The 22085-nt window shown below is 69.1% G+C and carries 16 protein-coding genes; 3 read left to right on the top strand and 13 right to left on the bottom strand.

The genetic code is table 11. From position 1 onward, the window contains the following. Positions 1-90 precede the first annotated feature (90 nt). The 5 genes from moaA to ABT254_RS45845 all read right to left on the bottom strand — a co-directional run bounded on the left by moaA (position 91) and on the right by ABT254_RS45845 (position 6234). Positions 91-1080: a GTP 3',8-cyclase MoaA gene (moaA, locus tag ABT254_RS45865; protein WP_351483671.1), complete on the bottom strand. Its 990-nt coding sequence runs from the start codon at positions 1078-1080 to the stop codon at positions 91-93. A 35-nt stretch (positions 1081-1115) separates the two neighbouring features. Then, on the bottom strand, positions 1116-2261 hold the full coding sequence (locus ABT254_RS45860) for an XdhC family protein (RefSeq protein WP_351483670.1): 1146 nt from the start codon (positions 2259-2261) through the stop codon (positions 1116-1118). A gap of 158 nt (positions 2262-2419) precedes the next feature. Beyond that, positions 2420-4612, bottom strand: a complete 2193-nt coding sequence (locus ABT254_RS45855) for a xanthine dehydrogenase family protein molybdopterin-binding subunit (protein ID WP_351483669.1) — start codon at positions 4610-4612, stop codon at positions 2420-2422. Further along, positions 4609-5589, bottom strand: a complete 981-nt coding sequence (locus tag ABT254_RS45850) for an FAD binding domain-containing protein (RefSeq protein WP_351483668.1) — start codon at positions 5587-5589, stop codon at positions 4609-4611. The genes ABT254_RS45855 and ABT254_RS45850 overlap by 4 nt, the downstream gene beginning before the upstream one ends. 6 nt (positions 5590-5595) lie before the next feature. Continuing rightward, positions 5596-6234, bottom strand: a complete 639-nt coding sequence (locus ABT254_RS45845; protein ID WP_351483667.1) for a (2Fe-2S)-binding protein — start codon at positions 6232-6234, stop codon at positions 5596-5598. Between the two features lie 402 nt (positions 6235-6636). Here ABT254_RS45845 and ABT254_RS45840 point away from each other — a divergent pair, with 402 nt between their 5' ends. The 3 genes from ABT254_RS45840 to ABT254_RS45830 all read left to right on the top strand — a co-directional run bounded on the left by ABT254_RS45840 (position 6637) and on the right by ABT254_RS45830 (position 9808). Then, positions 6637-7680 (top strand): NAD(P)-dependent alcohol dehydrogenase, encoded by a 1044-nt coding sequence (locus ABT254_RS45840; protein WP_351483666.1) that lies wholly within the window; start codon positions 6637-6639, stop codon positions 7678-7680. 296 nt (positions 7681-7976) lie between these two features. Then, a complete protein-coding gene (locus ABT254_RS45835) occupies positions 7977-8897 on the top strand; it encodes an alpha/beta hydrolase family protein (protein ID WP_351483665.1) in 921 nt (306 codons plus the stop codon). Between the two features lie 680 nt (positions 8898-9577). Beyond that, a complete protein-coding gene (locus ABT254_RS45830; RefSeq protein WP_351483664.1) occupies positions 9578-9808 on the top strand; it encodes an alpha/beta hydrolase in 231 nt (76 codons plus the stop codon). Positions 9809-9864: 56 nt separating this feature from the next. On the opposite strand, the gene ABT254_RS45825 is transcribed toward ABT254_RS45830, so the two are convergent. The 8 genes from ABT254_RS45825 to ABT254_RS45790 all read right to left on the bottom strand — a co-directional run bounded on the left by ABT254_RS45825 (position 9865) and on the right by ABT254_RS45790 (position 21970). Continuing rightward, entirely contained in the window at positions 9865-10737 is an 873-nt protein-coding gene (locus tag ABT254_RS45825; protein WP_351483663.1) for an aldo/keto reductase, read from the bottom strand. 154 nt (positions 10738-10891) lie between these two features. Further along, positions 10892-12391, bottom strand: coding sequence for an aldehyde dehydrogenase family protein (locus tag ABT254_RS45820; RefSeq protein WP_351483662.1), 1500 nt, complete (start codon positions 12389-12391; stop codon positions 10892-10894). A gap of 76 nt (positions 12392-12467) precedes the next feature. After that, complete coding sequence (locus ABT254_RS45815) at positions 12468-13496, bottom strand: zinc-dependent alcohol dehydrogenase family protein (protein ID WP_351483661.1); 1029 nt, start codon at positions 13494-13496, stop codon at positions 12468-12470. Positions 13497-13616: 120 nt separating this feature from the next. Continuing rightward, positions 13617-15098, bottom strand: a complete 1482-nt coding sequence (locus ABT254_RS45810; protein ID WP_351483660.1) for an MFS transporter — start codon at positions 15096-15098, stop codon at positions 13617-13619. A gap of 621 nt (positions 15099-15719) precedes the next feature. Continuing rightward, positions 15720-16493, bottom strand: a complete 774-nt coding sequence (locus ABT254_RS45805) for an IclR family transcriptional regulator (RefSeq protein WP_351483659.1) — start codon at positions 16491-16493, stop codon at positions 15720-15722. A gap of 163 nt (positions 16494-16656) precedes the next feature. Beyond that, on the bottom strand, positions 16657-18147 hold the full coding sequence (locus ABT254_RS45800; RefSeq protein ID WP_351483658.1) for an NAD-dependent succinate-semialdehyde dehydrogenase: 1491 nt from the start codon (positions 18145-18147) through the stop codon (positions 16657-16659). Next, positions 18144-21080: an FAD-binding and (Fe-S)-binding domain-containing protein gene (locus ABT254_RS45795; RefSeq protein WP_351483657.1), complete on the bottom strand. Its 2937-nt coding sequence runs from the start codon at positions 21078-21080 to the stop codon at positions 18144-18146. The genes ABT254_RS45800 and ABT254_RS45795 overlap by 4 nt, the downstream gene beginning before the upstream one ends. 53 nt (positions 21081-21133) lie before the next feature. After that, positions 21134-21970: a hypothetical protein gene (locus tag ABT254_RS45790; RefSeq protein ID WP_351483656.1), complete on the bottom strand. Its 837-nt coding sequence runs from the start codon at positions 21968-21970 to the stop codon at positions 21134-21136. Positions 21971-22085 lie beyond the last annotated feature (115 nt).

Here is a 22085-nt window from a genome sequence, read left to right as displayed (position 1 = left end):
GACCCTCAGCAAGTCCCATCGTTGCAGGTCAAGGGCACTTTCCGTGTTGCTGATCAGCTCCTGGACAGCTCACCTCGTGAAAGCGCGAGGCTAGCCGCCGATGGCGGACATGGGTCGGTCCGGCTGGACGAAAGACGGGTCTTCCAAGCCCCCGCCTGCCTTCTTGCCCCACATAGCCTCGCGCCATATGCGGGCGATCTCCTCGTCCGGCGCTCCCGAGCGCAGGGCCGCACGCAAGTCCGTCTCCTCGCGGGCGAACAGGCAGGTGCGAACCTGGCCGTCGGCCGTGAGGCGGGTGCGATCGCAGGCCGAGCAGAACGGGCGAGTGACCGAGGCGATCACGCCCACGACATGCGGGCCGCCCTCCACCAGCCAGCGCTCCGCCGGAGCCGAGCCGCGCTTGTCCGAGCCCTCCTCCGTCAGCTCGAAGCGGGTGCGCAGGGAGGTCAGGATGTCGTCGGCGGTGATCATGCCGTCGCGCTTCCAGCCGCGCTGGGCGTCCAGCGGCATCTGCTCGATGAAGCGGAGCTCGTAGCCGTGCTCCACCGCCCAGGCCAGCAGGTCCGGGGCCTCGTCCTCGTTCAGCCCCGGCACCAGCACCGAGTTGACCTTCACCGGGGTCAGGCCCGCCTCACGGGCCGCGTACAGGCCCTCGATGACGCCCTTGTGCCGGTCCCGGCGGGTCAGGGTCTTGAAGACGTCCGGACGCAGGGTGTCCAGGGACACGTTCACACGGTCCAGACCCGCCGCCTTCAGGGCGGCCGCGGTGCGCTTGAGGCCGATGCCGTTGGTCGTCAGGGACATCCGGGGGCGCGGCTCCAAGGCCGCGACCCGCTCCACGAGGGCCACCAGGCCGGGCCGCAGCAGCGGCTCACCGCCCGTGAAGCGGACCTCCTCGACACCCAGGGAAGTGACCGCAATCTCGATCAGGCGGACGATCTCGTCGTCCGTGAGGAGGTCGGGCTTGGCCAGCCACTGCAGACCCTCCTCGGGCATGCAGTACGTACAGCGCAGATTGCACCGGTCGGTCAGCGAGACTCTCAGGTCGGTGGCCATCCGGCCGTAGGTGTCGTTGAGCACGCGCTTCCTATTCCCCTCACACCTTCAAAGGTAATTCACAGAAAATCGCACACGGTCTGAATTTCGGAAGCCGCACCGGAAACGCGGTGAATCGGTCCGGTGACCCGCGTCAGGGGCAGGCCGGTGCTCTGGTGGGCGTGGGCGATGATTTCGGCGGTGATGGAGATGGCCGTCTCCTCGGGGGTGCGGGCGCCGAGGTCGAGGCCGATCGGTGAGCGGAGCCGGGCCAACTGCTCCTCGGTGACGCCGACTTCGCGTAGGCGGTGGAGTCGTGCGTCGTGGGTGCGTCGGGAGCCCATGGCGCCCACGTAGCCGACGGGCAAGTCGAGGGCGAGCTGGAGCAGCGGGATGTCGAACTTGGCGTCGTGGGTCAGGACGCAGACGGCGGTCCGGGCGTCCACGGCCGTCTGGGCCAGGTAGCGGTGGGGCCAGTCGACGACCACCTCGTCGGCGTGCGGGAAGCGGGCTTCGGTGGCGAAGACGGGGCGGGCGTCGCACACGGTGACGTGATAGCCGAGGAAGCGGCCGGCCTGAGCGAGGGCGGCGGCGAAGTCGATGGCGCCGAAGATCAGCATGCGGGGGCGGGCGGCGGACACGTGGACGAGGACGGTGACCTGCTCGGGGCAGGTGTCGGCGTCGCCGCCGAGCGAGACAAGTCCGGTGCGTCCGCTGCGGAGTTGGGAACCGGCCCGGTCCCCCACGGCCCGGCCGGTCGGCCCGTCGCCGAACGCGCGGTCGGCGATCCAGCTGTCGCCGAGCACGCTCAGCGTGGCGCCGGCGAAGGAGCCGTCCACGACCTGGGCGACGGCGGCGGGCCGCCCCTCGACCGCCGCGCCGAACGCGGCGCCGAGATGCGGCTGGGCGGCGGGGTCGATGCGCTGGACGAGGACGTCGAGTTCGCCGCCACAGGTCAGCCCGACGGCGAAGGCGTCGTCGTCGGAGTAGCCGAACCAGGCCCGCTGGGCCGGCCCTCGGTCCCGAAGCACCTGCCGGCACAGCTCGTACACCGCGCCCTCGACACAGCCGCCGGAGATGCTGCCGATGGCGTTGCCGTCCTCGTCCACCGCCACCGACGTGCCGATGGGCAGGGGTGCGCTGCCGGTGACGTCGACAACGGTGGCCAGGGCGAAGGGGCGTTCCTCGCGGCACCAGCGGTGCAGTGTGTCCGCGATGTTCAGCATGGGAGTCTCCAGGATCTCCGGCACAGACGGTCGCTGTCGCAGAAGGTGGCTCGGGTCGCCGCCGCGTCAACGGCGGCGCATACGCGACGGCGACCCTGGGAGGTCCGGCAGCCGTACGGGGGGTTCGGCTGCCGGACCCGTCTATGGAGGCGGAGCCGTCAGAGCAACGCCTCGGCGGTGATCGGCAGTTGGCGGATCCGTCGGCCGGTGGCGTTGAAGACCGCGTTGCCGATCGCGGCCGCCACACCGACCTGGACGACCTCGCCGAGTCCCTTGACGCCCAGCAGGTTGCCGGCGTTGTCCTCGCCCTCCAGGTAGATCGCCTTGATCTCGGGGACGTCGGCGTTCACGGGTACGAGGTAGTCGGCGAGGCTGGAGTTCACGATCCGTCCGTCGCGGTGGTCGGTGACCGTGTGCTCCAGAAGGGCCTGGCCGATGCCGCCCACGATGCCGCCGACCGCCTGGCTGTCGGCGAGCTTGGGGCTGATGATCCGCCCGGCGTCGTACACGCCGAGCATCCTGCGCACCCGCACCAGCCCCAGGTCCGCGTCGACCGAGACCTCGGCGAAGGTCGCGCTGTAGGCGAAGTAGGCGGACCGGTCGGAACCGGGGCCTTCGTAGGCGCCGTTCGCTTCCAGGTGGGAGCGGTCGTTGCGGGCCAGCAGGCTCTTGTACGTCTCCCCGCGCGCCGTGTTGTTCCGGTCGTGCAGTCGCCCGTTGCGCACCACGACGTCGTCCGCGTTCACCCCGTATAGCGGCGACTCGCGGTCCTCCACGGCCAGCTTGATCGCCTGCTGCCGCACCTTGTTGCAGGCGTCGGCGACGGCCGAGCCGACACTGGCCATGGTCGACGAACCGCCGTGCGGCGAGGTGAACGGATACTCCGAGTCCCCCAGCCGGAAGGTCGTCGTGCGCATGGTCAGCCCCAGGGCGTCGGCCGCGACCTGGGTCTGGGAGGTGTACGTGCCCGGCCCCATGTCGGTGGTGGCCGCCTCCACGACCGCCGTGCCGTCGGCATCCAGCCGCGCCCTGGCCTGTCCCGGATACCGCCCGCAGTCGTAGGCCCCGGCGGCCATGCCCAGGCCGATCAGCAGGTTCCCCTCCCGTGTCGAGCGCGGCTTGGCGTTGCGGCGGTCCCAGCCGAACTCGCGGGCGCCGACCGTGTAGCACTCGCTCAGCCGTCGGGAGGAGAAGGGCTCGTTGGTCGACTCGTCCTCGGCCGGTTCGTTGCGCCGGCGCAGTTCGATCGGGTCGATGCCGATCTCGTGCGCGAGCTCGTCCATGGCCGACTCGATCACGAACGACGCCGGGGCGAAGCCGGGTCCGCGCATCCAGATCGGCGTGTTAACGTCCAGCGGCACCTGCCGGTACGCCTGGCGGACGTTGGGCATGCTGTACATCATCTGCCCCGTACCCAGCACGGCCTCGAAGAACGTCTCGTACGACGACGTCTCGTGGTCGATGTCGTGGATCGCGGCGTTCAGCTTGCCGCGCCGGTCGCTGCCGAGGCGCAGCCGGTACTCGTAGGCCGGCCGGAAGCCGGTGCCGAAGTACATCTGCTTGCGCGACAGCACCAGCTTCACCGGGCGCCGCGTCACGCGCGCGGCCAGCGCGGCGACGATGGTGTGCGGCCAGCAGCGCAGGCCGCTGCCGAAGCCGCCGCCGACAAACGGGTTGATGACCCGCACCGCGTCCGCCGGGAGGTCGAAGACCGCGGCGATCTCGTCGTGCGTGCCCATCACCCACTGCGTCTTGTCCCACACCGTGAGCCGGTTGCCGTCCCAGCGGGCGACGGTGGCGTGCGGCTCCATCGGGTTGTGGTGGTTGCGCGCCAGTTCGTACGTCAGGTCCAGCTTCACCGCCGAGGAAGCCAGACCGGCCTCCGTGTCCCCGCGCGCGTAGGGTGTCGGCTCGCCCGGTTTGGCCTTGGTGATGTCGGTCGAGGGTTTTTCGGCGTCGTAGCGGACCTTGACCAGGCTCGCGCCGTGCTGGGCGGCCTCCAGGGTGGTGGCCACCACCACGGCGACGGGCTGGCCGTGGAAGAGGACCTTGTCGTCCTGGAAGACCCGCAGTCTGCGCCCTTGCGGGTTGTTGGAGCCGGCGTTGTCGCGGTACGGCAGTTTCGGGGCGTTGCCGTGGTGGATCACCCGCAGCACGCCCGCGTGTTTCTCGGCCGCGCGGGTGTCGATGGACCTGATGCGGCCGCGTCCGATGCCGGCGTCGACGATGACGGCGTGCACGACACCCTTGAGGTCGTGTTCGGCGGCGTACTCCGCCTGGCCGGTGACCTTGAGCCGGCCGTCCACGCGGGACAGCGGTGCGCCTACGGCTGCCTGCGGCTGGGGGCTCATGCCATTTCTCCTACTGTGCGCAGCTGGCGTTCGACGGTTCGCTTCAGGAGCTCGACCTTGAACCGGTTGTGCTCAAGGGGGCGGGCGCCGTCGGCCGCGTGGCTGGCGGCTTCGGCCCACAGGCGGTCCGAGGGGCGCTCGCCGATCAGGGCCCGCTCGACGGCGGACAGCTTCCACGGCACGGTGGCCACTCCCCCGGCGGCGACCTTCGCCTCGCGGATCACGCCGCCGCGCACATGCAGCGCGACGGCCGCGGAAGTCAGCGCGAACTCATACGACTGGCGGTCGCGCACCTTCAGGTAGCCGGACTTCAGCGGACGCGGATGAGCCGGGATTTCCACCGCCGTGATCAACTCGCCCTGCCGGATGGCGTGTTCGCGGTTGGGGGTGTTGCCGGGCCGCAGCAGGAAATCGGTGAAGGGGACACGGCGTTCCCCTTCCGGGCCGAGCAGGTGCACGGTCGCCTCCAGGGCGGCGAAAGCCACGGCCACGTCGGACGGGTGGGTGGCCACGCAGGAGTCGGAGGTGCCGAGGATGGCGTGCATGCGGTTGAAGCCGTGCAGGGCGGCACAACCCGAGCCGGGCTCGCGCTTGTTGCAGTCGGCGGTCACGTCACGGAAGTAGGTGCAGCGGGTGCGCTGCATGATGTTGCCGCCGATGGTCGCCATGTTCCGCAGCTGCGCCGACGCGCTCAGCTCCAGCGCCTCGGAGATGACCGGGTACACGGTGCGGACCTTCCGGTTCGCGGCCGTCTCGGCCATGCTCACCAGCGCACCGATACGCAGCCCGCCGCGCTCGGTGACCGTGACCTCCCGCAGCGGCAGGTCGCTGATGTCGACCACCGTCTCGGGGCGCTCGACGGTCTCGCGCATCAGGTCGACCAGCGTGGTGCCGCCGGCGATGTAACGGCCGCCGCGGCGACCGGCGTTGAGGGCCTCGCGGATGGTCGTGGCCTTGGTGAAGGAGAAGGGATGCATCGGTCCTCACTTCCGCGCGGCGGTCTTCTCGACCGCGCGCACGATCTTCACGTAGCAGCCACAGCGGCAGATGTTGCCGCTCATGTACTCGCGGATCTCCTCCGGCGAGTTGGTGTGGCCCTCCTGGATGCAAGCAACCCCGGACATGATCTGGCCCGGAGTGCAGTACCCGCACTGGAAGGCGTCCTCGTCGATGAACGCCTGCTGCAACGAGTGGAGCTTGTCCCCCTCGGCCAGGCCCTCGATGGTGGTGACCTCGGCGCCCTCCAGCCGCACCGCGAGCGTCAGGCAGGAGTTGACCCGCTGCCCGTCGACCAGCACCGTGCACGCCCCGCAGGCCCCGGCGTTGCAGCCCTTCTTGGAGCCGGTCAGGTCGAGGTGCTCGCGCAGCAGGTCAAGCAGCGAGGTGCGGTTGTCCACGGTCGCGGTGCGGCGGGTGCCGTTGACGGTCAGGGAGACCCGGCTGGAGGGCGCCGCTTCCGCGGCGGTGGCCTCCTCCGAGCCGGCGAGGAATGTCCCTCCGGCCACCACGGCACCGCCCACCACGACACCGGTGGCGATGAGGGTACGCCGGGTGGGCCCCGAGGAGGACTCGCCCGATTCGGTCGGGGGTGGAACAGCGGATTCAGAGAGGTCAGCAGACATACATTCGCCTTCGCATCACGGACGGGACAGTCGTGAACAACAGCGGGGCAGCAGGCGCGGGATCAACGCCACCGCAGGAAAGGGGCGACCCTGCGCCTTGGCAGGGCGGCTGGTCACGCCGGAAGTCTCGCACCACCGGCAACACTCGCGACAGGGAGACTTTTATCCCCCCTTTGCCTTCCCGTGATCTCCCCATGGCGCGACAGGGGTGAATGGGTCCAATTCTTGAAGGCATGACACATTTCGCGCACCGCAGGGCAAGAGCCTGACCCTGGCAGTAGTAGGAACAGCGGACATAGGCACATTCCCGCCCTGGGTGATTTCCCGACGGTGAGGCATGCTCGTCACCGTGCCCGGCCGGAAGGCAGCCGGGCACGAGAGCACTGCGAGGAGATCCCCCACATGACGACCGTTGCTGCTTACGCCGCTCCCGCCGCCAAGGCTCCGCTGGAGCGCACCACCATCGAGCGGCGCCCGGTCGGCGAATTCGACGTGCTGATCGACATCAAGTTCGCCGGCATCTGTCACTCCGACATCCACCAGGTCCAGGAGGGCTGGGGTACCGCCATCTTCCCGATGGTCCCCGGTCACGAGATCGCCGGTGTCGTCTCCGAGGTCGGCCCCGGTGTCACGAAGTACAAGGTCGGCGACCGGGTGGGCGTCGGCTGCTTCATCGACTCCTGCCGCGAGTGCGACCACTGCAAGGCAGGCCTGGAGCAGTACTGCACCGGCAGCGGCATGATCCAGACGTACAACTACCTCGACAAGGACGGCCGGCCCACCTACGGCGGCTACTCCGAGAAGATCGTCGTCGACGAGAACTACGTCGTCCGGATCCCCGACGGCCTCGCCCTCGACGTGGCCGCGCCGCTGCTGTGCGCGGGCATCACCCTGTACTCCCCGCTCAAGCACTGGGGCGCGGGCCCCGGCAAGAAGGTCGCGATCGTCGGGCTCGGCGGCCTCGGCCACATGGGCGTCAAGATCGCGCACGCGCTGGGCGCCGAGGTCACGGTCCTCTCGCAGTCGCTGCGCAAGAAGGACGACGGCCTGAAGCTGGGCGCCGACCACTACTACGCCACCAGCGACCCGAAGACCTTCGAGGAGCTGGCCGGCACCTTCGACCTGATCGTGTCGACGGTCTCGGCCCCGCTGGACTTCAGCGGGTACGTGAACCTGCTGAAGATCGACGGGGCACTCGTCAACGTCGGCGCCCCCGAGGAGCCGATCTCCGTCAACGTCTTCCCGCTGATCATGGGCCGCAGGTCGATCGCCGGCTCCGCCATCGGCGGCATCGCCGAGACCCAGGAGATGCTGGACTTCTGCGCCGAGCACGGCTTCGGCGCCGAGATCGAGGTCATCGCCGCGTCCGAGATCAACGAGGCGTACGAGCGGGTGCTGAACAGCGATGTGCGCTACCGGTTCGTGATCGACACCGCGACGATCTGATCCGGGATTCCCCACCCCAGTCCTGTGCCCTTGTCGGGCCGCCGCACCGCGGCCCGACAAGGGCACAGCCATGACATACGCGGGCGCAGGGAGGAATTGCTCCCTGGGACAATTCCCTCCCCCTCTCCTTCTCTATCCAGGCCGAGCCCAAGATGCGGAAAATGTGTCCAAGGGCCAATCTTGATGGGAATCCAGACGCCCGGAGCACCACACACCCTGCAGGTCTGCAACTCGAACAGTTCAGGAGACAACGGTGTCAAATCAAAGCACCGTTGCCGGGAAATCAGGAGCGTACCGTGACCGAACTCGACATGGCCGAGCTGGCATTCAACGGATTCGTCGGACAATGGACGGAAGGCACGACCGACGGCAGGCGTGCGCCCCTGCTGCGCCGCCCCTCTGAGCTGGGCCTGGCCTACGAGGACGTGACGTTCCCGTCGATGGACGGCGTACCGCTCGAAGGCTGGTTCATCCCTGCGGAGGGCTCGGACCGGCTGATCATCCACAACCACTTCTCCCCCGGCAACCGCTACGGCTACCCCGGACACCTGCCCGGCTGGGACCGGTTCGGCGGCTTCGAGGTCAACTTCCTGCCCACGTACAAGGGCCTGCACGACGCCGGCTACAACGTGCTCACCTACGACCTGCGCAACCACGGCATGAGCGGCTACGGCAACGGCGGCATATGCACGATCGGCCTCACCGAGTACCGCGACGTCATCGGCTCCCTCCGGTACGTGAAGACGCGCCCGGACACGGTGAGCATGAAGAAGGCCCTGCTGTCGGTGTGCCTGGGCGGCAACTCCACCGCGGTGGCGTGGGCCAAGCACCCGGAGGAGTTCGACGAGATCCAGGCGATGGTTCTGCACCAGCCGTTGGAGGGCAAGTCCATCGGCGAGCAGTTCTCCAAGGGCATCGGCTTCGAGGGCGGCTACGACCGCCTCGACCAGGCGGTCCTGGAGCGCACCGGCTTCCACCTGGCCGAGCAGTCGCCCGCGAAGTACGCCTCCGCTATCACCGTGCCCACCCTGGTCGGACAGGTCCACGACGACGTCATGACCACCCCGGAGGCCGTGCAGGCGGTCCACGACGCCATCCCCGTCGAGGACAAGGAGATGCACTGGATCTACGGCACCTCCCGCCGCTTCGACGGCTACAACTACTTCAGCGAGCACCCCGAGGTCGCCGTCGCCTGGTTCGACGAGCACGTCCGCTGACCGGCGGCGGGAGAAGGCCGAGGACATGTCCCCGACGGCCAACTACATCTTGGGCCTGGACGCCGCCGTCACCCGTACGCCGGTGTCGTACAAGAACAGGTTCGGGATCACCATCGCCGCGGACCTCTACCGGCCCAAGGGCTTCGGCGTGTCCCAGCGGTCATCGTCGGCGCACCGCACAGCACGGTCAAGGAGCAGGGCTCGGGCATCTACGCCCAGAACATGGCCAAGCGCGGCTTCGTGGCGCTCACCTTCGACCCGTCGTTCAGATCTTCGTCGAGGACTTCAGCGCGGCCGTCGACTACCTGGGTACACGTGACTTCGTGGACCGCGAGCGCATCGGCGTGATCGGGATGTGCGGCAGCGGCGGATTCGGCGTCAGCGCCGCTAGGTCGACCGGTGTATCAAGGCAGGCGCCACGACCAGCATGTACGACATGGCCCGCGCCTACGGCAAGGGCCACCGCGACTCGATCACCAAAGAGGACCGCATCCGCATCCTCGACGACCGAGCAGCAGTACGGGGACTCGAGGCCGGGCATCCCGCGCTGGCCCCGCGCGGGGCGCCCATCGGATTCAACGAGAACACCGACCCCATCGGCCGCGAGGCCGGCGCCCACCCCGCGGGGCTATCACCCCAACGCCATCACCCAGTTCACCCTGACCAGCACGATGGCGTACATGAACTTCTCGCTGCTGGACCACATCGCGTCGATCTCGCCGCGGGCCCTGCTGTTCGTCGTGGGCGAGCACGCCCACTCGCGCTACTACAGCGAGGACGCCTGCGAACTCGCCGCGGAGCTTAAGGAGTTGTACGTCGTCCCGGGCGCCGGCCACGTGGACCTGTACGACAGGACGGACCTGATCCCGTTCGACAAGCTGGAGGAGTTCTTCACCAAGGACCTCGCGTGAGCGCCACGCCGAGTACGTGACGGGGGCATCTGGACGGCCGGATGCCCCCGTACCTCTTATACGGCTTCGGTGAGGGACCGGAACTCGTCGTCGGTGAGGTCGAGCAGCGCGGCGGCGGTGTTCTCCTCCAGGTGTGCGACCCGGGAGGTGCCGGGAATCGGCAGCATCACCGGGGACCGGCGCAGGAGCCAGGCAAGGGCGAGCTGCGACGGGCTCGCGCCGTGCTGCTTGGCCACGGCGTCCAGCGGGCCACCCGGGCGGGCGAGTTCGCCGGTGGCGATAGGGAACCAGGGGATGAATGCGATGTTCTCGGACTCGGCGTAGTCGAGAACGTCCTCGGCCGAACGGTTCGCGAGGTTGTAGAGGTTCTGCACGGAGACGATCTCGGCGTGGGTGCGGGCCTCCTTCAACTCCTGGACCGTCACCTCCGACACTCCGATGTGGCGCAGCTTGCCCTCCTGCTGCAGCGCGGCCAGCTCACCGATCTGGTCGGCGAGCGGAACCTTGGGGTCGATGCGGTGCAGCTGGTACAGGTCGATGCGCTCGAGCCCGAGATGGCGCAGGCTCAGTTCCACCCGCTCGCGCAGGTGCTCGGGGCGGCCGTTGGGACGCCAGTCCCCCGGGCCCGGGCGGAGGAGGCCGCCCTTGGTGGCGATGACCAGGTCGTCGGCGTAGGGGTGCAGCGCCTTGCGGATCAGCTGCTCGTTGACGAACGGCCCGTAGGCATCGGCCGTGTCGATGAAGGTGACGCCCAGTTCCACGGCCCGGCGCAGGACCCGGACGGCCTCGTCCGGATCGCGTGGCTCGCCCCAGACACCGGGGCCCGTCAGCTGCATGGCGCCGTAACCGAGACGGTTGACCGTCAGGTCGCCCCCGAGGTTGAAGGTACCCGAGGCTACGGCGGAGCGCTCGGTGGGCTGCGTACTCATAACAGGTCCTTTGAGAGAGTGCGAAGGTCCGGACAGGCGACGGGCCTGCCTATTCGAGGCTTACACCGCCGCCTGGCACGGAAAAGGGAGAGATCCCTCCCCCCTTTCGACAGGTTGGCTCCGTTGCCGACGGGGCTCGCACAGAGTGAGAGGGTTACAGCTGCATGTAGACGCTCTTGGTGTAGAGGTAGGTGTCCATGTGCGCGGCGCTCCCCTTGGAGCCGTAACCGCTCAGCTTCGTGCCGCCGAATCCGACCAGCGGATCGATGTAGCCGTAGCAGTTCACCCACATCGTGCCGGTGTGCACGCCCTGGACCACCCGAAGCGCGGTGGACAGGTTCTGTGACCACACCGCTCCGCCGAGGCCGTATTCGCTGTCGTTGGCGATGGAGATGGCCTCGTCCACGTCGTCGAAGGGCAGGATCGACAGCACCGGGCCGAAGATCTCCTCGCGGGCGATGCGCATCTCGTTGGTCACGCCGGCGAAGACGCTCGGCTGCACGAAGTACCCGTTCGCGAGGTCGCCCTCGAACCGCCCGCCGCCGCGGAGCAGTTCGGCCCCTTCTTCGCGACCGACGTCGATGTAGGAGAGCACCTTGTCCAGCTGGGGCCGGGAGATGACCGGGCCCAGCGTGGCGTCGGCGTCCAGGCTGTGTCCGACGCGCAGGGTGTCCGTGAACGCCAGCAGCCGCTCGGTGAACTCCTCGACGACGGGCCGCTGAACCAGCACCCGGGTGCCGGCGAAGCAGATCTGCCCGGAGTTGGCGAAGACCCCCATCGCGGCTCCCGGCACCGCCTTGTCCAGGTCCGCGTCCGCGCACACGATGTCCGCCGACTTGCCACCGAGCTCCAGCTGGAGCTTCTTAATGTTCACGGTGGACGCATCGATGATGCTGCGGCCGGTCTGGGTCGATCCGGTGAACGCGATGCGGTCGACGTCGGGGTGGGCCGCCAGCGCGTGGCCGGCCTCCTTGCCCAGGCCGGTGACGACGTTGACGACGCCCGGCGGCATACCGGCTTCGTGCAGGATCTCGGCCACCCGCAGCACCGACAGAGAGGCGTCCTCGGACGGCTTCAGCACGGCGGTGCATCCGCTGGCCAGAACGGCACCGATGATCCAGAACTGGCTGTTGAGGGGGCCGTTCCACGGAATGATGCCGCCGATCACTCCGACCGGGGCCTTCAACGTCATGGTGGCTACGTTGCCGGGGATACCGTTCATCAGCGTCTGACCGCTGATGTTGGCCGCCTGGGAGGCGAAGAACGACACCATCTTCAGCAGGGCGGGCTTGGTAGTGCGCAGCCTCGTGACCGGGGCGCCCATGTCCAGGGCCTCGATCTGGATCAGTTCCTCGAACCTCTCGTCGAGTATCTGGGCAATGCGCGTCAGCAGCGCCTGGCGTTCGTACGGGGTCCAGGTGCTCCATTGCCCCTTGAACGCCTTGCGTGCGGCGAGAACCGCGCGATCGACGTCGGCCTCGTCACCGGCGGCGAGCCGTGCCAGGACCTCGCCGGTCGAGGGGTTGACGGTGGTCAGCGTCTGCCCGGACGCGGCCGGGACGCTCTGGCCGTCGATGAAGTGGTGATGCGCCTCGCGGGAGATGAAGACCTGGGCCTGCTTGCACAGGGCGACGTTCTGCTGGGATGTGGTCACTGCTTGCCTCTCAACGGGCCTTCGATACGCCGTAGTCGAAACGCCGTATCAGCCGAAATACGTGAGTGGAATCACGTCAGTCGAAGACGAAGACGCCCTTGCCGATCTGACGTCGGTCGAACAGGTCGTAGGCCCGCTCTGCGTCCTCCAGCCGGAACTCGTCCGTGAACAGCGACTCCACGTCGAGGCCGCGCTCGGCCACGAACTGGGCGCACTCCTCCTGGAGGTTCTTGCTGAAGGTGAGCGAGCCCATGACGGTCTTCTGCAACTGGATGAGGTCCCCGCTGTCCAGCTCGACCTTGCCGAAGACGCCGACCATGCACGCGGTTCCCCAGCGCCGAAGCGCCTGGACCGACTGACGGCGCACGGTGGCGTTCGCACTGCACTCGATGGACTTGTCCGCGCCTTCGCCGTCGCGGGTCAGCGCACGGACCGCGACCACGGGGTCCTGCTCCCGTACGTCGACGATGTGGTCGGCGCCGAACCGTTCGGCCATCTTCAGCCGGGAGGGCTCGACGTCGAGGGCGATGACCCGAGCGCCGAAGGCCTTGGCCAGCATGGTGCAGCTCAGGCCCACGGGCCCCTGCCCGAAGATCGCCACGGTCTCGTCGGCGGACAGGCCCACCCGCTTGATCGCTCCGAAGGCCGTTCCGGTGCCGCACGAGATGGCCGCACCAGTCTTGAACGAGAGCGAGTCGGGCAGGCGGATGAGTGTGTGCGCGGGGACCTTCATGAGGTCCGCGTGTCCACCGTCGCCGTCCAGTCCCCCATATACCGTGCGCCCGTTCGGACAGTACTGCGTCCAGCCCGAACGGCAGTACCGGCAAGTGCGGCACCCGTCGTAGTGGTGGACCATGACCCGGTCTCCGGCCTTGGCCTCGCTGGGTCGCACGGCGTCACCGACGAGTTCGACGACGCCGCACGGCTCATGCCCCTCGATCACCAGCTGGGCTCCGGTACGCGCCGGGCCGTGGAGGTGGTTGAGGTCGCTCCCGCACATGCCGGAGGCCTTCATACGGATGACGACCTCGTCCGGCCCGGGTACGGGGTCGGGCAGCTCGCGGAGATCGAGCTTGCCCTCGCCCAGGAAGACAACAGCTTTCATGTCAACGCTCCTCGATGGTCAGGAGGTGGACGGCGACGACGCCGCATGGGTGCTGGCCGGCGGCGGCCGAGTCGCGCCGCCTCGGTTCGGCCTTCGGACGGGTCCTGCCGTCGGACGGATTCAACCGTCCAGGCCGGGCCGCCCCACCGCGGGAGACGTGCCCGAGAGCGAAGGGCCGGCCGATGCGTCCGCCTCTCGCCGTGCGTCATGCGTGATGCTGGAGCCCTCCGGCCCACCGTCGGCGTCGCCGCCCGGGGCGATCTCCGCCAGCGCCTCGGGAGACGTGTCCACACCGGCGACGGCGTTGAGCAGAGTCACGACGACGTACATGCCCGAGACGGCCAGGATCACCCCGAAGACGCCGGCGCTGTTGAACAGCCACAGGACAATGAAGGGCGAGAAGATCAGGCCGACGCGACCGACGGTCTGGGCGAAGCCACCGCCGCGGAAGCGGAAGGCGGTGGGGAAGAATTCCGGGGTCGTACCCAGGCTCAGGGTCAGGAACGACGCGACCGTGGCGACCAGGACGAAGCCGACGGCGATGACCAGGGCAGGCGCTGTCATGAACGGATAGATCGCGGCGAAGACCGCGGCCAGCGACCCGAACATCATGATGCTCTGGCGCCGTCCCAGGCGGTCGACGATGAACGCGCACAGCAGCGGACCCGCGACATAGCCGGACATGATGGCCGCGTTGAACCCGAGGGACTTCGACACAGTCATCCCCTGCTCCACGAAGAACGTTGGCATCCAGCCGGTGACAGCGTAGGAACCGAACAAACAGGTGATGGTCAGGATCAGCGCCATCAACGTCCGCCGGATGACGGGGCGCGAGAACAGCACCGTGATCGGCACCCACTCGGCCTTCTCGTCCGCCGCGTCGGCAGCCTGGTGCGTCGCCGGAGCCGGACCGGCCTCCGCGCTCGGGACGCCGGACTCCCTCTCGATCCTCTGGATGACGGCCTCGGCCTCCTCGTACCGCCCGCGCGACTCCAGCCAACGCGGGGACTCGGGCATACCCCGGCGCAGCCACCAGGCGATGAGGGCGCCGACGCCGCCGATGACGAACATTCCGCGCCAGGACCACCCGGGAATGACCACCCAGCCGACCAGCGACGACAGCGAGACACCCAGCCCGGCGAAGATCCCGAGCAGGCCCAGGTAGCGGCCGCGGCGGCCACGCGGAATGAACTCGGTGATCATGCCGTAGCAGATGACGTATTCGGCCCCCATCCCGATGCTCATCACGCCTCGCAGGGCGATGAGCACCTCCATCGACGGTGCCATCGCCGCACACAGGGCGAGGATCCCGAAGAGCGCCAGGCTGAACTGGAAGGCGAAGGCACGTCCGACCCGGTCGCTGAGCCAGCCGGCGAAGATCGCGCCGATCGCGAGACCGGCGAAGGTGACCGACAGGAAGAGCGAGTTCAGCTCCAGCGTCGAGAATCCGCTGTCCAGCACCGAGGCCAGCACGCCGGCCGAGAGCGTGTTGTCGAACGAGTCGAAGAACATGCCGAGGCCGACCAGCAGCGCCAGGCGGCGGTGGAAGGGGCCGACGGAGAGACTGTCGAGCCGCGGGCCCGCGTTGACGTGAGTGTTCATCGGCCGACCTCTTCCGGGACGGCTCCGGTGATATGCGCCTGGTCGGCCAGGCGGAGAGTACGAGTTGCGCACGGATTCGGTCGACATTGTCCGGTCATGCGGCTTACTACCTTCGGCTCGGTGTCCGGCGCGCAGCGGCGGGAACACGACGATGTGTTGGTGAATCGGCCCTGCTCACGGGTGGACCGTCTCGATCAAGTTGAACTGGCGGCTCCGCCTGACCACGTCGATGCGACATGCCGGCGGTTCAACAGCGACGGTGCACAGCTCCTCACAGCAGGGCTTGAAAATATCCCGCATTACGAGACTTCGTCAATGGCTGGGATTGAGGGGCCGCCGGGCGCGTCGCGTCGCCGAGCAGGGCCAGGCCATTGCAAGGGCGAATCGCATACCGTTCGGAACGGGCGGCTGCTTCGCGGCGCGCGACCCGGGCCGGGCGCGACGGCGGCTTTGCAGGCTTCGACGATGGCCTGGTTTCGGCCACCTGCGTGCCGCTCGACGACGTCATGGAAGGCGGAGCGGTCCGCGAAGAGACGGCTCTACGGCGTCGAGAAACACCTCGACGCAAAGGTGAGGGCATGGCGCCGCGCGGGCTTCGGCCGTCCCGCGCCTTCGGGCGAGTCAGTCGCGCTGCTGCTTCAGCAGGCGCTCCGACATGGTCGCCGCCGCCTGCTTGACAGCAAGCACCGCGTGCTCGACCTCGACATCGCGGCGCTGGTTCTCGTCCCAGGCGACACCGACGCTACCCAGGGCCGTCTTCTGATCCGTGAGGATGGGCGCGGCGACGCTGTAGACGCCGGGGTTGAATTCGCCCACGGTCAGGACGTAGCCGGCCTTCTTCATCTCACCCAGGGTCGCGCGGAATTCGCTCCACGTGGCACCCAGGCCGGCATTCTCGATTTCCTTGCGCTGACGCGCGTAGATGGCTTTCAGGCGGTGATGGGGGAGGTGGGCAAGGATGACCTTCGACACTGCCCCTTGGAACAACGGGCGCCGCTGCCCGCGACTGAACCGGTTCTCGGGGCTCGACGGGGCGCGGTGTTCGCCGACGCACAGGACCGAATCACGGAACGCGGTGCACAGGAGAGCCGAGTGCCCGATCTTGTCCACCAGCTCTTCGAGTACTCCATGACTGGCCAGGAGCAGCGGGTCCGTCAGGCGAATCTGCAGGTCCATCTCGATGATCCGCGGGCCGAGGGTGTAGTGGCCGTTGCGCGCCGAGCTGAGCAGACCCGCCTCGTGCAGGGTCTTGATGTAGCGATACCCCGTCGACCTGGAGGTCTCCAGGGCCTCGATGATGGCGGCCGTCGACCATTCGGGTTCCGTTTCACTGAACAGCTGCAAGATGTGGAGCATCTTGGCCAGGCTGCCTGCGCCGTCCGGAGTCGCTGTCACCTTTGAGACGATATCCCGCATTGTGGGATATCGTCAACAATTACAGTTGCCTTCGCGTCGCCGCAGGACGACAGCGGACGGGTCCAGCGGCACCGGAAACGCTGACCATGATAGGGCCCCGCCGTGTGACGAGCTTGGGGCCCACTCGGCCGCCGTGAGCGGATCACACGCGCGGGACCGCCATGTACTTGTACTCCAGGAACTCGTCGATGCCCACGCGACCGCCCTCGCGGCCCAGCCCGGATGCCTTGACACCGCCGAACGGAGCGGCCGGGTTGGACACGATGCCGGTGTTCAGGCCGACCATGCCGACCTCAAGGGCCTCCCCCACCCGGAAGCCGCGGTCCACGTCCTGGGTGAACAGGTAGCCCGCCAGGCCCCACGGGGTGTCGTTGGCCATGCGGACCGCCTCCTCCTCCGTGTCGAAGGGGACGACGGGCGCCACCGGACCGAAGATCTCCTGGGACATGAGGTCCGACTCCGCCGAGACGTCCGACAGGACGGTGGGCGTGTAGAAGTAGCCCGGACGATCCGGCCGGTTGCCGCCGCAAACGACCTTCGCGCCCTTGGTGACGGCGTCGTCGACCAGCTTCTGGACCTTCCGCAGCGCCTTCTCCTCCACAAGCGGGCCGACCTCGGTGCCCGGCTCGGCGCCGTCGCCCACCGTCAGCGCGCCCAGCCGTGCGGCGAGCCGACGGGCGAACTCCTCGGCGACGGGCCGCTGGACGAAGATCCGGTTCGCGGCCGTGCAGGCCTCGCCCATGTTGCGCATCTTGGCCGCGACCGCGCCTTCGACGGCACGGTCCAGGTCGGCGTCCTCGAAGACGAGGAAGGGGGCGTTGCCGCCGAGCTCCATCGACGAGCGCATGACGTGCTGGGACGCCTGTTCCAGCAGGCGGATGCCCACCCCGGTCGAGCCCGTGAAGCTGATCTTGCGGGCGATGCCGCTCGACATCCACGGCGAGACCACCGAGGACGGGTCGGTCGTGCAGACGACGTTGAGGACTCCGGCGGGGAGCCCGGCCTCGACCAGGATGTCCACGAGCGCCAGGGAGGAGAGCGGGGTGAGGTTGGCGGGCTTGAACACGATCGTGCAGCCGGCTGCGATCGCCGGTCCGATCTTGCGGGTGCCCATGGCGAGCGGGAAGTTCCACGGGGTGACGAGCACACAGGGGCCGACGGGTTCGCGCGAGACGAGGATGCGGTTCTTCCCGTCCCCCGTCGTGGTGAGGTCGCCGCCGATGCGGACGGCCTCCTCGGAGAACCAGCGGAAGAACTCGGCGGCGTACGCGACTTCACCCTTGGCCTCGGCGAGCGGCTTGCCCATCTCGGTGGTCATGATGAGGGCGAGCTGGTCCTGGCGCGCCATGATGAGGTCGTAGGCGCGGCGCAGGATCTCGCCGCGCTCACGGGGACTCGTCCTGGCCCACTCCTTCTGCACGCGGCCCGCGGTCTCGATGGCGCGCAGCGCGTCCTCGGCGCCGCCGTCGGCCACGGTCGCGATGACCTCCTCGGTCGCCGGATTGACGACGTCGAAGCGGGCGCCGGACGCGGCCTCGCCCCACTGCCCGTCGATGAAGACGCCGGTGCTGACTTGGGCGATGGCCTCGCGCGCTTGCTGCGAGAGGCGGAGGGCGCTGACATCGGTGGTCATGAGAGTCCTTCTCTTCCCTGGGTGGGACGGTCTGTGGAAGTGGTGGTCGCACGCGGGTCGAGGACCTGGGCCAGGTGCAGGCCGGGTCTCGAAGGGTCGAGCTGGTCGACCTGCTGGGCGCAGGAGAAGCCGTCGGTCAGCACGGCGACGTCGTGGTCGGTGGCTCTGAGCGCGGGGGCGAGCGCGTTCTCGGCGACCTGCATGCTCACGTCGTAGTGCTGGGCCTCGAAGCCGAAGTTCCCGGCGACACCGCAGCAGCCGTCCGCGTCGACGACGTCGCGCACACCGGCCGCCTTGAGCGCAGCGCGCTGGGCGGCGGACCCGAACACCGAGTACTCGTGGCAGTGCGTCTGGAGTACGGCCCGCTCCGGCACCGGACGCGCCGGGGACGGCTCCCAGCCCGCAGCCACCCGGTCGGCGACGTACGCGGCGAAGCTGCGCACGCGCGCCGCGACGCGCCTCGCCTGTTCCGTGGGGATCAGTTCGGGCAGGTCCTTGCGAAGCGCGGCCGCGCAGCTCGGTTCGATGACGACGATGGGCCGGTCGGTGCTGTCGTCGAGCGCTTCGGCGGCCTTGGACAGCAGCCGTTTCGCGGTGCCGAGCTGGCCGGTCGAGATCCACGTGAGGCCGCAGCAGGCGTCGGCGGAGCAGGCTACGGCGTCGCCGGCGTCCGCGAGGACACGAGCCGCCGCACCGGCCACCTCGGGCCGGAAGCCGCGCGTGAACGTGTCCACGAACAGGACCGCCGAGGCTCCCACCGCCCCCTGGACCCCGGCGTCGGCGATCTCGCGCCGCCACTCCCTTCTTCCGGCGAACCGCGGCAGCGCGCGCTTCGTAGTGAGCCCGCCAGCCGCCGCCGCGACCTTGCCCAACGGGGTCGCGAGGACCGCGTTGACGAGGCCGGAGAGGCGGCCGGTGAGCTTGAGCCAGCGCGGGAGCCAGCCGAGCGAGAAGTGCGCGAGCGGCCGTAGGCGGCGCCGATAGTAGTGGTCGAAGAACTCCGACTTGTACGTGGCCATGTCCACCCCGGCCGGGCAGTCGGTCGAGCAGGCCTTGCACGACAGACACAGGTCCAGTGCCTCCCGGACCTCCTTCGACCGCCAGCCCTCCTCGACCGTGCGCGCGCCCCGGACCATGTCCTGGAGGACGCGGGCGCGGCCGCGTGTCGAGTCCTTCTCGTCCCGGGTGGCCCGGTAGCTCGGGCACATCACCCCGCCGCTGTCCGCTCGGCACCGGCCCACGCCGATGCAGCCCTGGACGGCGTGCACCCAGGGATCCGTCCCGGCCGATGCCGCCGGGTGCAGGTCGAAGCTCGTGCGCCACTCGCGCTCCGGTACTCCCGCGAGGGCGAGGTGGGCGTCCATGGGATCGGGATCCGTCATGGAGCCCGGGTTCAGGATGCTCTCCGGGTCCCACAGTCGGCGGCACTCGGCGAACGCGGCCATCATCTCGGGCGAGTACATGAGGGGCAGCAGCTCGGACCGGGCGCGGCCGTCGCCGTGCTCGCCGGACAGCGATCCGCCGTGCCGGACCACGAGTTCGGCGGCCCGGTGGGTGAAGCGGCGGAAGACCTCCCGGCCCGCCTCGCTGCGCAGGTCGTAGGTGATGCGGATGTGCATGCAACCGGCGCCGAAGTGCCCGTACATGACGCCGGTGAGCTGGTGCTCCGCCAGGAGTTCGCGCAGGTCCGCGAGGTAGTCGGCGAGCCGCTCGGGTGCGACCGCCGCGTCCTCCCAGCCCGGCCACGACTCGCCCCCGGACGCCGGCCGGGAGGAGAGTCCCGCCCCGTCCTCGCGGACCCGCCAGAGCGAGGCGCGTTCCGCCGGGTCCGAGGCCGAACGGCCTTGTACCAGGCGCCCGTTCTCCGCCAGCCGCGCGAGCAGCTTGTCCGCCTGGGCGCGCACCGACGCCGGGTCGTCACCGTCGAGGTCCACGAAGAGCCAGGCCCGCCCGTCGGGCAGGCCCAGGACGGAGTCGGGGCCCCGGCGGTGCCGCATCGTGGCGACGATGGCCTCGTCGGTGCCCTCGACGGCGGCCGGCGAGAACTCCAGGATCGCCGGGATGTCACGGGCGGCGTCGACGACGTCCTCGTAGCCGAGGCAGACGAGCAGCGCGCTCGCCGGCTTCGGTACGAGCTTCATGCGCGCGCCCACGACGACGGCCCACGTTCCCTCGGAGCCGACGACGGCGCGCGCGATGTTGAACTTCTTCTCCGGCAGGAGGTTGTCGAGGTGATAGCCCGACACCTGCCGGGGAATTCGTCCGAGTTCGAGGCGGAAGGTGCTCAGGTTGTCCTGCGCGAGCCGCTCCAGCGCCGCCGCGAGGGACTCCGCCCGGCGGGCCGAGAACGTGTCGGCGGGATCGGTGGCCCGCAGACCCGTCTCGGTCGCCGTGAGCCGCGCGCCGTCGGAGGTGACGAGGTCGATCTCCGCCACGTGGTCGGAGGTGCGGCCGTAGCGGACCGAGTGGTTGCCGCACGCGTCGTTGCCGATCGCTCCGCCGACCGTGGCCCGGTTCTTGGACGAGGGGTCGGGCGCGAACGTACGACGGCCGCCGGTCGCGCGTTCCACCTCACGGGAGAGCGTCGCCAGGACGACTCCGGGCTCGACGTCGACCGTCCCGGCCTCCTCGTCGACCGCGAGGACACGGTCCATGTGCCGGGAGAAGTCCAGGACGATCCCGGGGCCGACGGCGTTGCCCGCCATGGACGTGCCGCCCCCTCGGGCGATGACCGGGGTGCCGCTCGCCCGGCACACCGCGACGGCGGCCACGACGTCGTCGACAGTGCGCGGGAACGCCACCGCGAGCGGTTCGACACGGTAGTTGGAGGCGTCGTAGGCGTACTCGGCGCGTCTGCGTGGCGACGCGTCCGCCCGCACTCCTGCCTCCGCGAGTTCCCGGAGCAGCGCCGGGCGGCCGGCGGAATCGGTCATGGGCGTGAGCTCTTTCTCGCGAGGTCAGGCAGGGGCCGGCGGCCGGTGTCGGCTCAGAACCGGTGCAGCACCGCGCGGAAGAACTCGGTCGGCTCCACGGCCTCGACGGGCACCGGCCCCTCGTCGGCCAGGAACTCGTACCCGGTCTCGGGGCCGTACTTCTCTCCGCCCGCCGTCACCCTGCCGTTGATCTGGAAGAGGATCTCGATGGAGGGGAACTGGCCCGCCTGGTACACCGCGCCGGCGTCCAGGCGCAGGAAGCCGATGCGCAGGTCGCGTTCGGTGAAGCTGCCCAGCCACTTCTCCCAGACGCCCGCGTCCCCCTTCTGCCAGTCGTAGGCTTCCGGGTTCATCGCGATGACGTCGGTGTACCGCGGGGGCGCGAACTCCAGCTTGCCCCCGGTGGCGTGCTCGAAGATCGCTTCCGAGCCGTCCTTGGTACGGGACACCCCGTCGGCGTCGGTGTAGTGGTACAGGCCCTTCTTGAACTCGCCGGTCCTGGCCAGTTCGGCGTTGACCGCCTCGCGCTGCGCGACACTCAGATAGCCGGCGCCGCTCGCCCCGCCGCACTGGAGCACCATGGTGCGCAGTCCCTCGGGGCGCTCCTGGGGGCCGTAGTGGACGCTCTCGGGGAAGTAGCCGACCCAGCCCTCCTCCAGGACGTCGGTCTCGGTGTAGGGCAGCCGACCCTGGATGACGTAGCGGATCTGGTCGAAGTTGTGCCGGTGGCGAGGGGTCCGCCAGCCACCGCCGCCGGTGAGGCCCATGTTCAGGTCGTAGTTGTTGGGCGAGCCGTCCTCTCCGAACAGCAGGTGCTTCTGGTCGAGCGTTCCCTCACGCATGGTTCCGACCCGCTCGCTGCCGGTGTCGGATGCCTTGCTGACGCGCATCTCCGCTCCTTCACACATTCGATGTCGTCCCGCGGCGGGAGCCTTGACGGGAGCCACTTCCGTTGACGATATCCCATAATGCGGGATAACGTTCAAGCGCCCGCTGGATTGAGTG

This window comes from Streptomyces sp. NPDC001137 (assembly GCF_040298885.1).
In the GTDB taxonomy this organism is placed as follows: domain Bacteria; phylum Actinomycetota; class Actinomycetes; order Streptomycetales; family Streptomycetaceae; genus Streptomyces.
The sequence above is the reverse complement of the archived record's forward strand: the minus strand, read 5'-3'. Positions and strand labels throughout refer to the sequence as shown.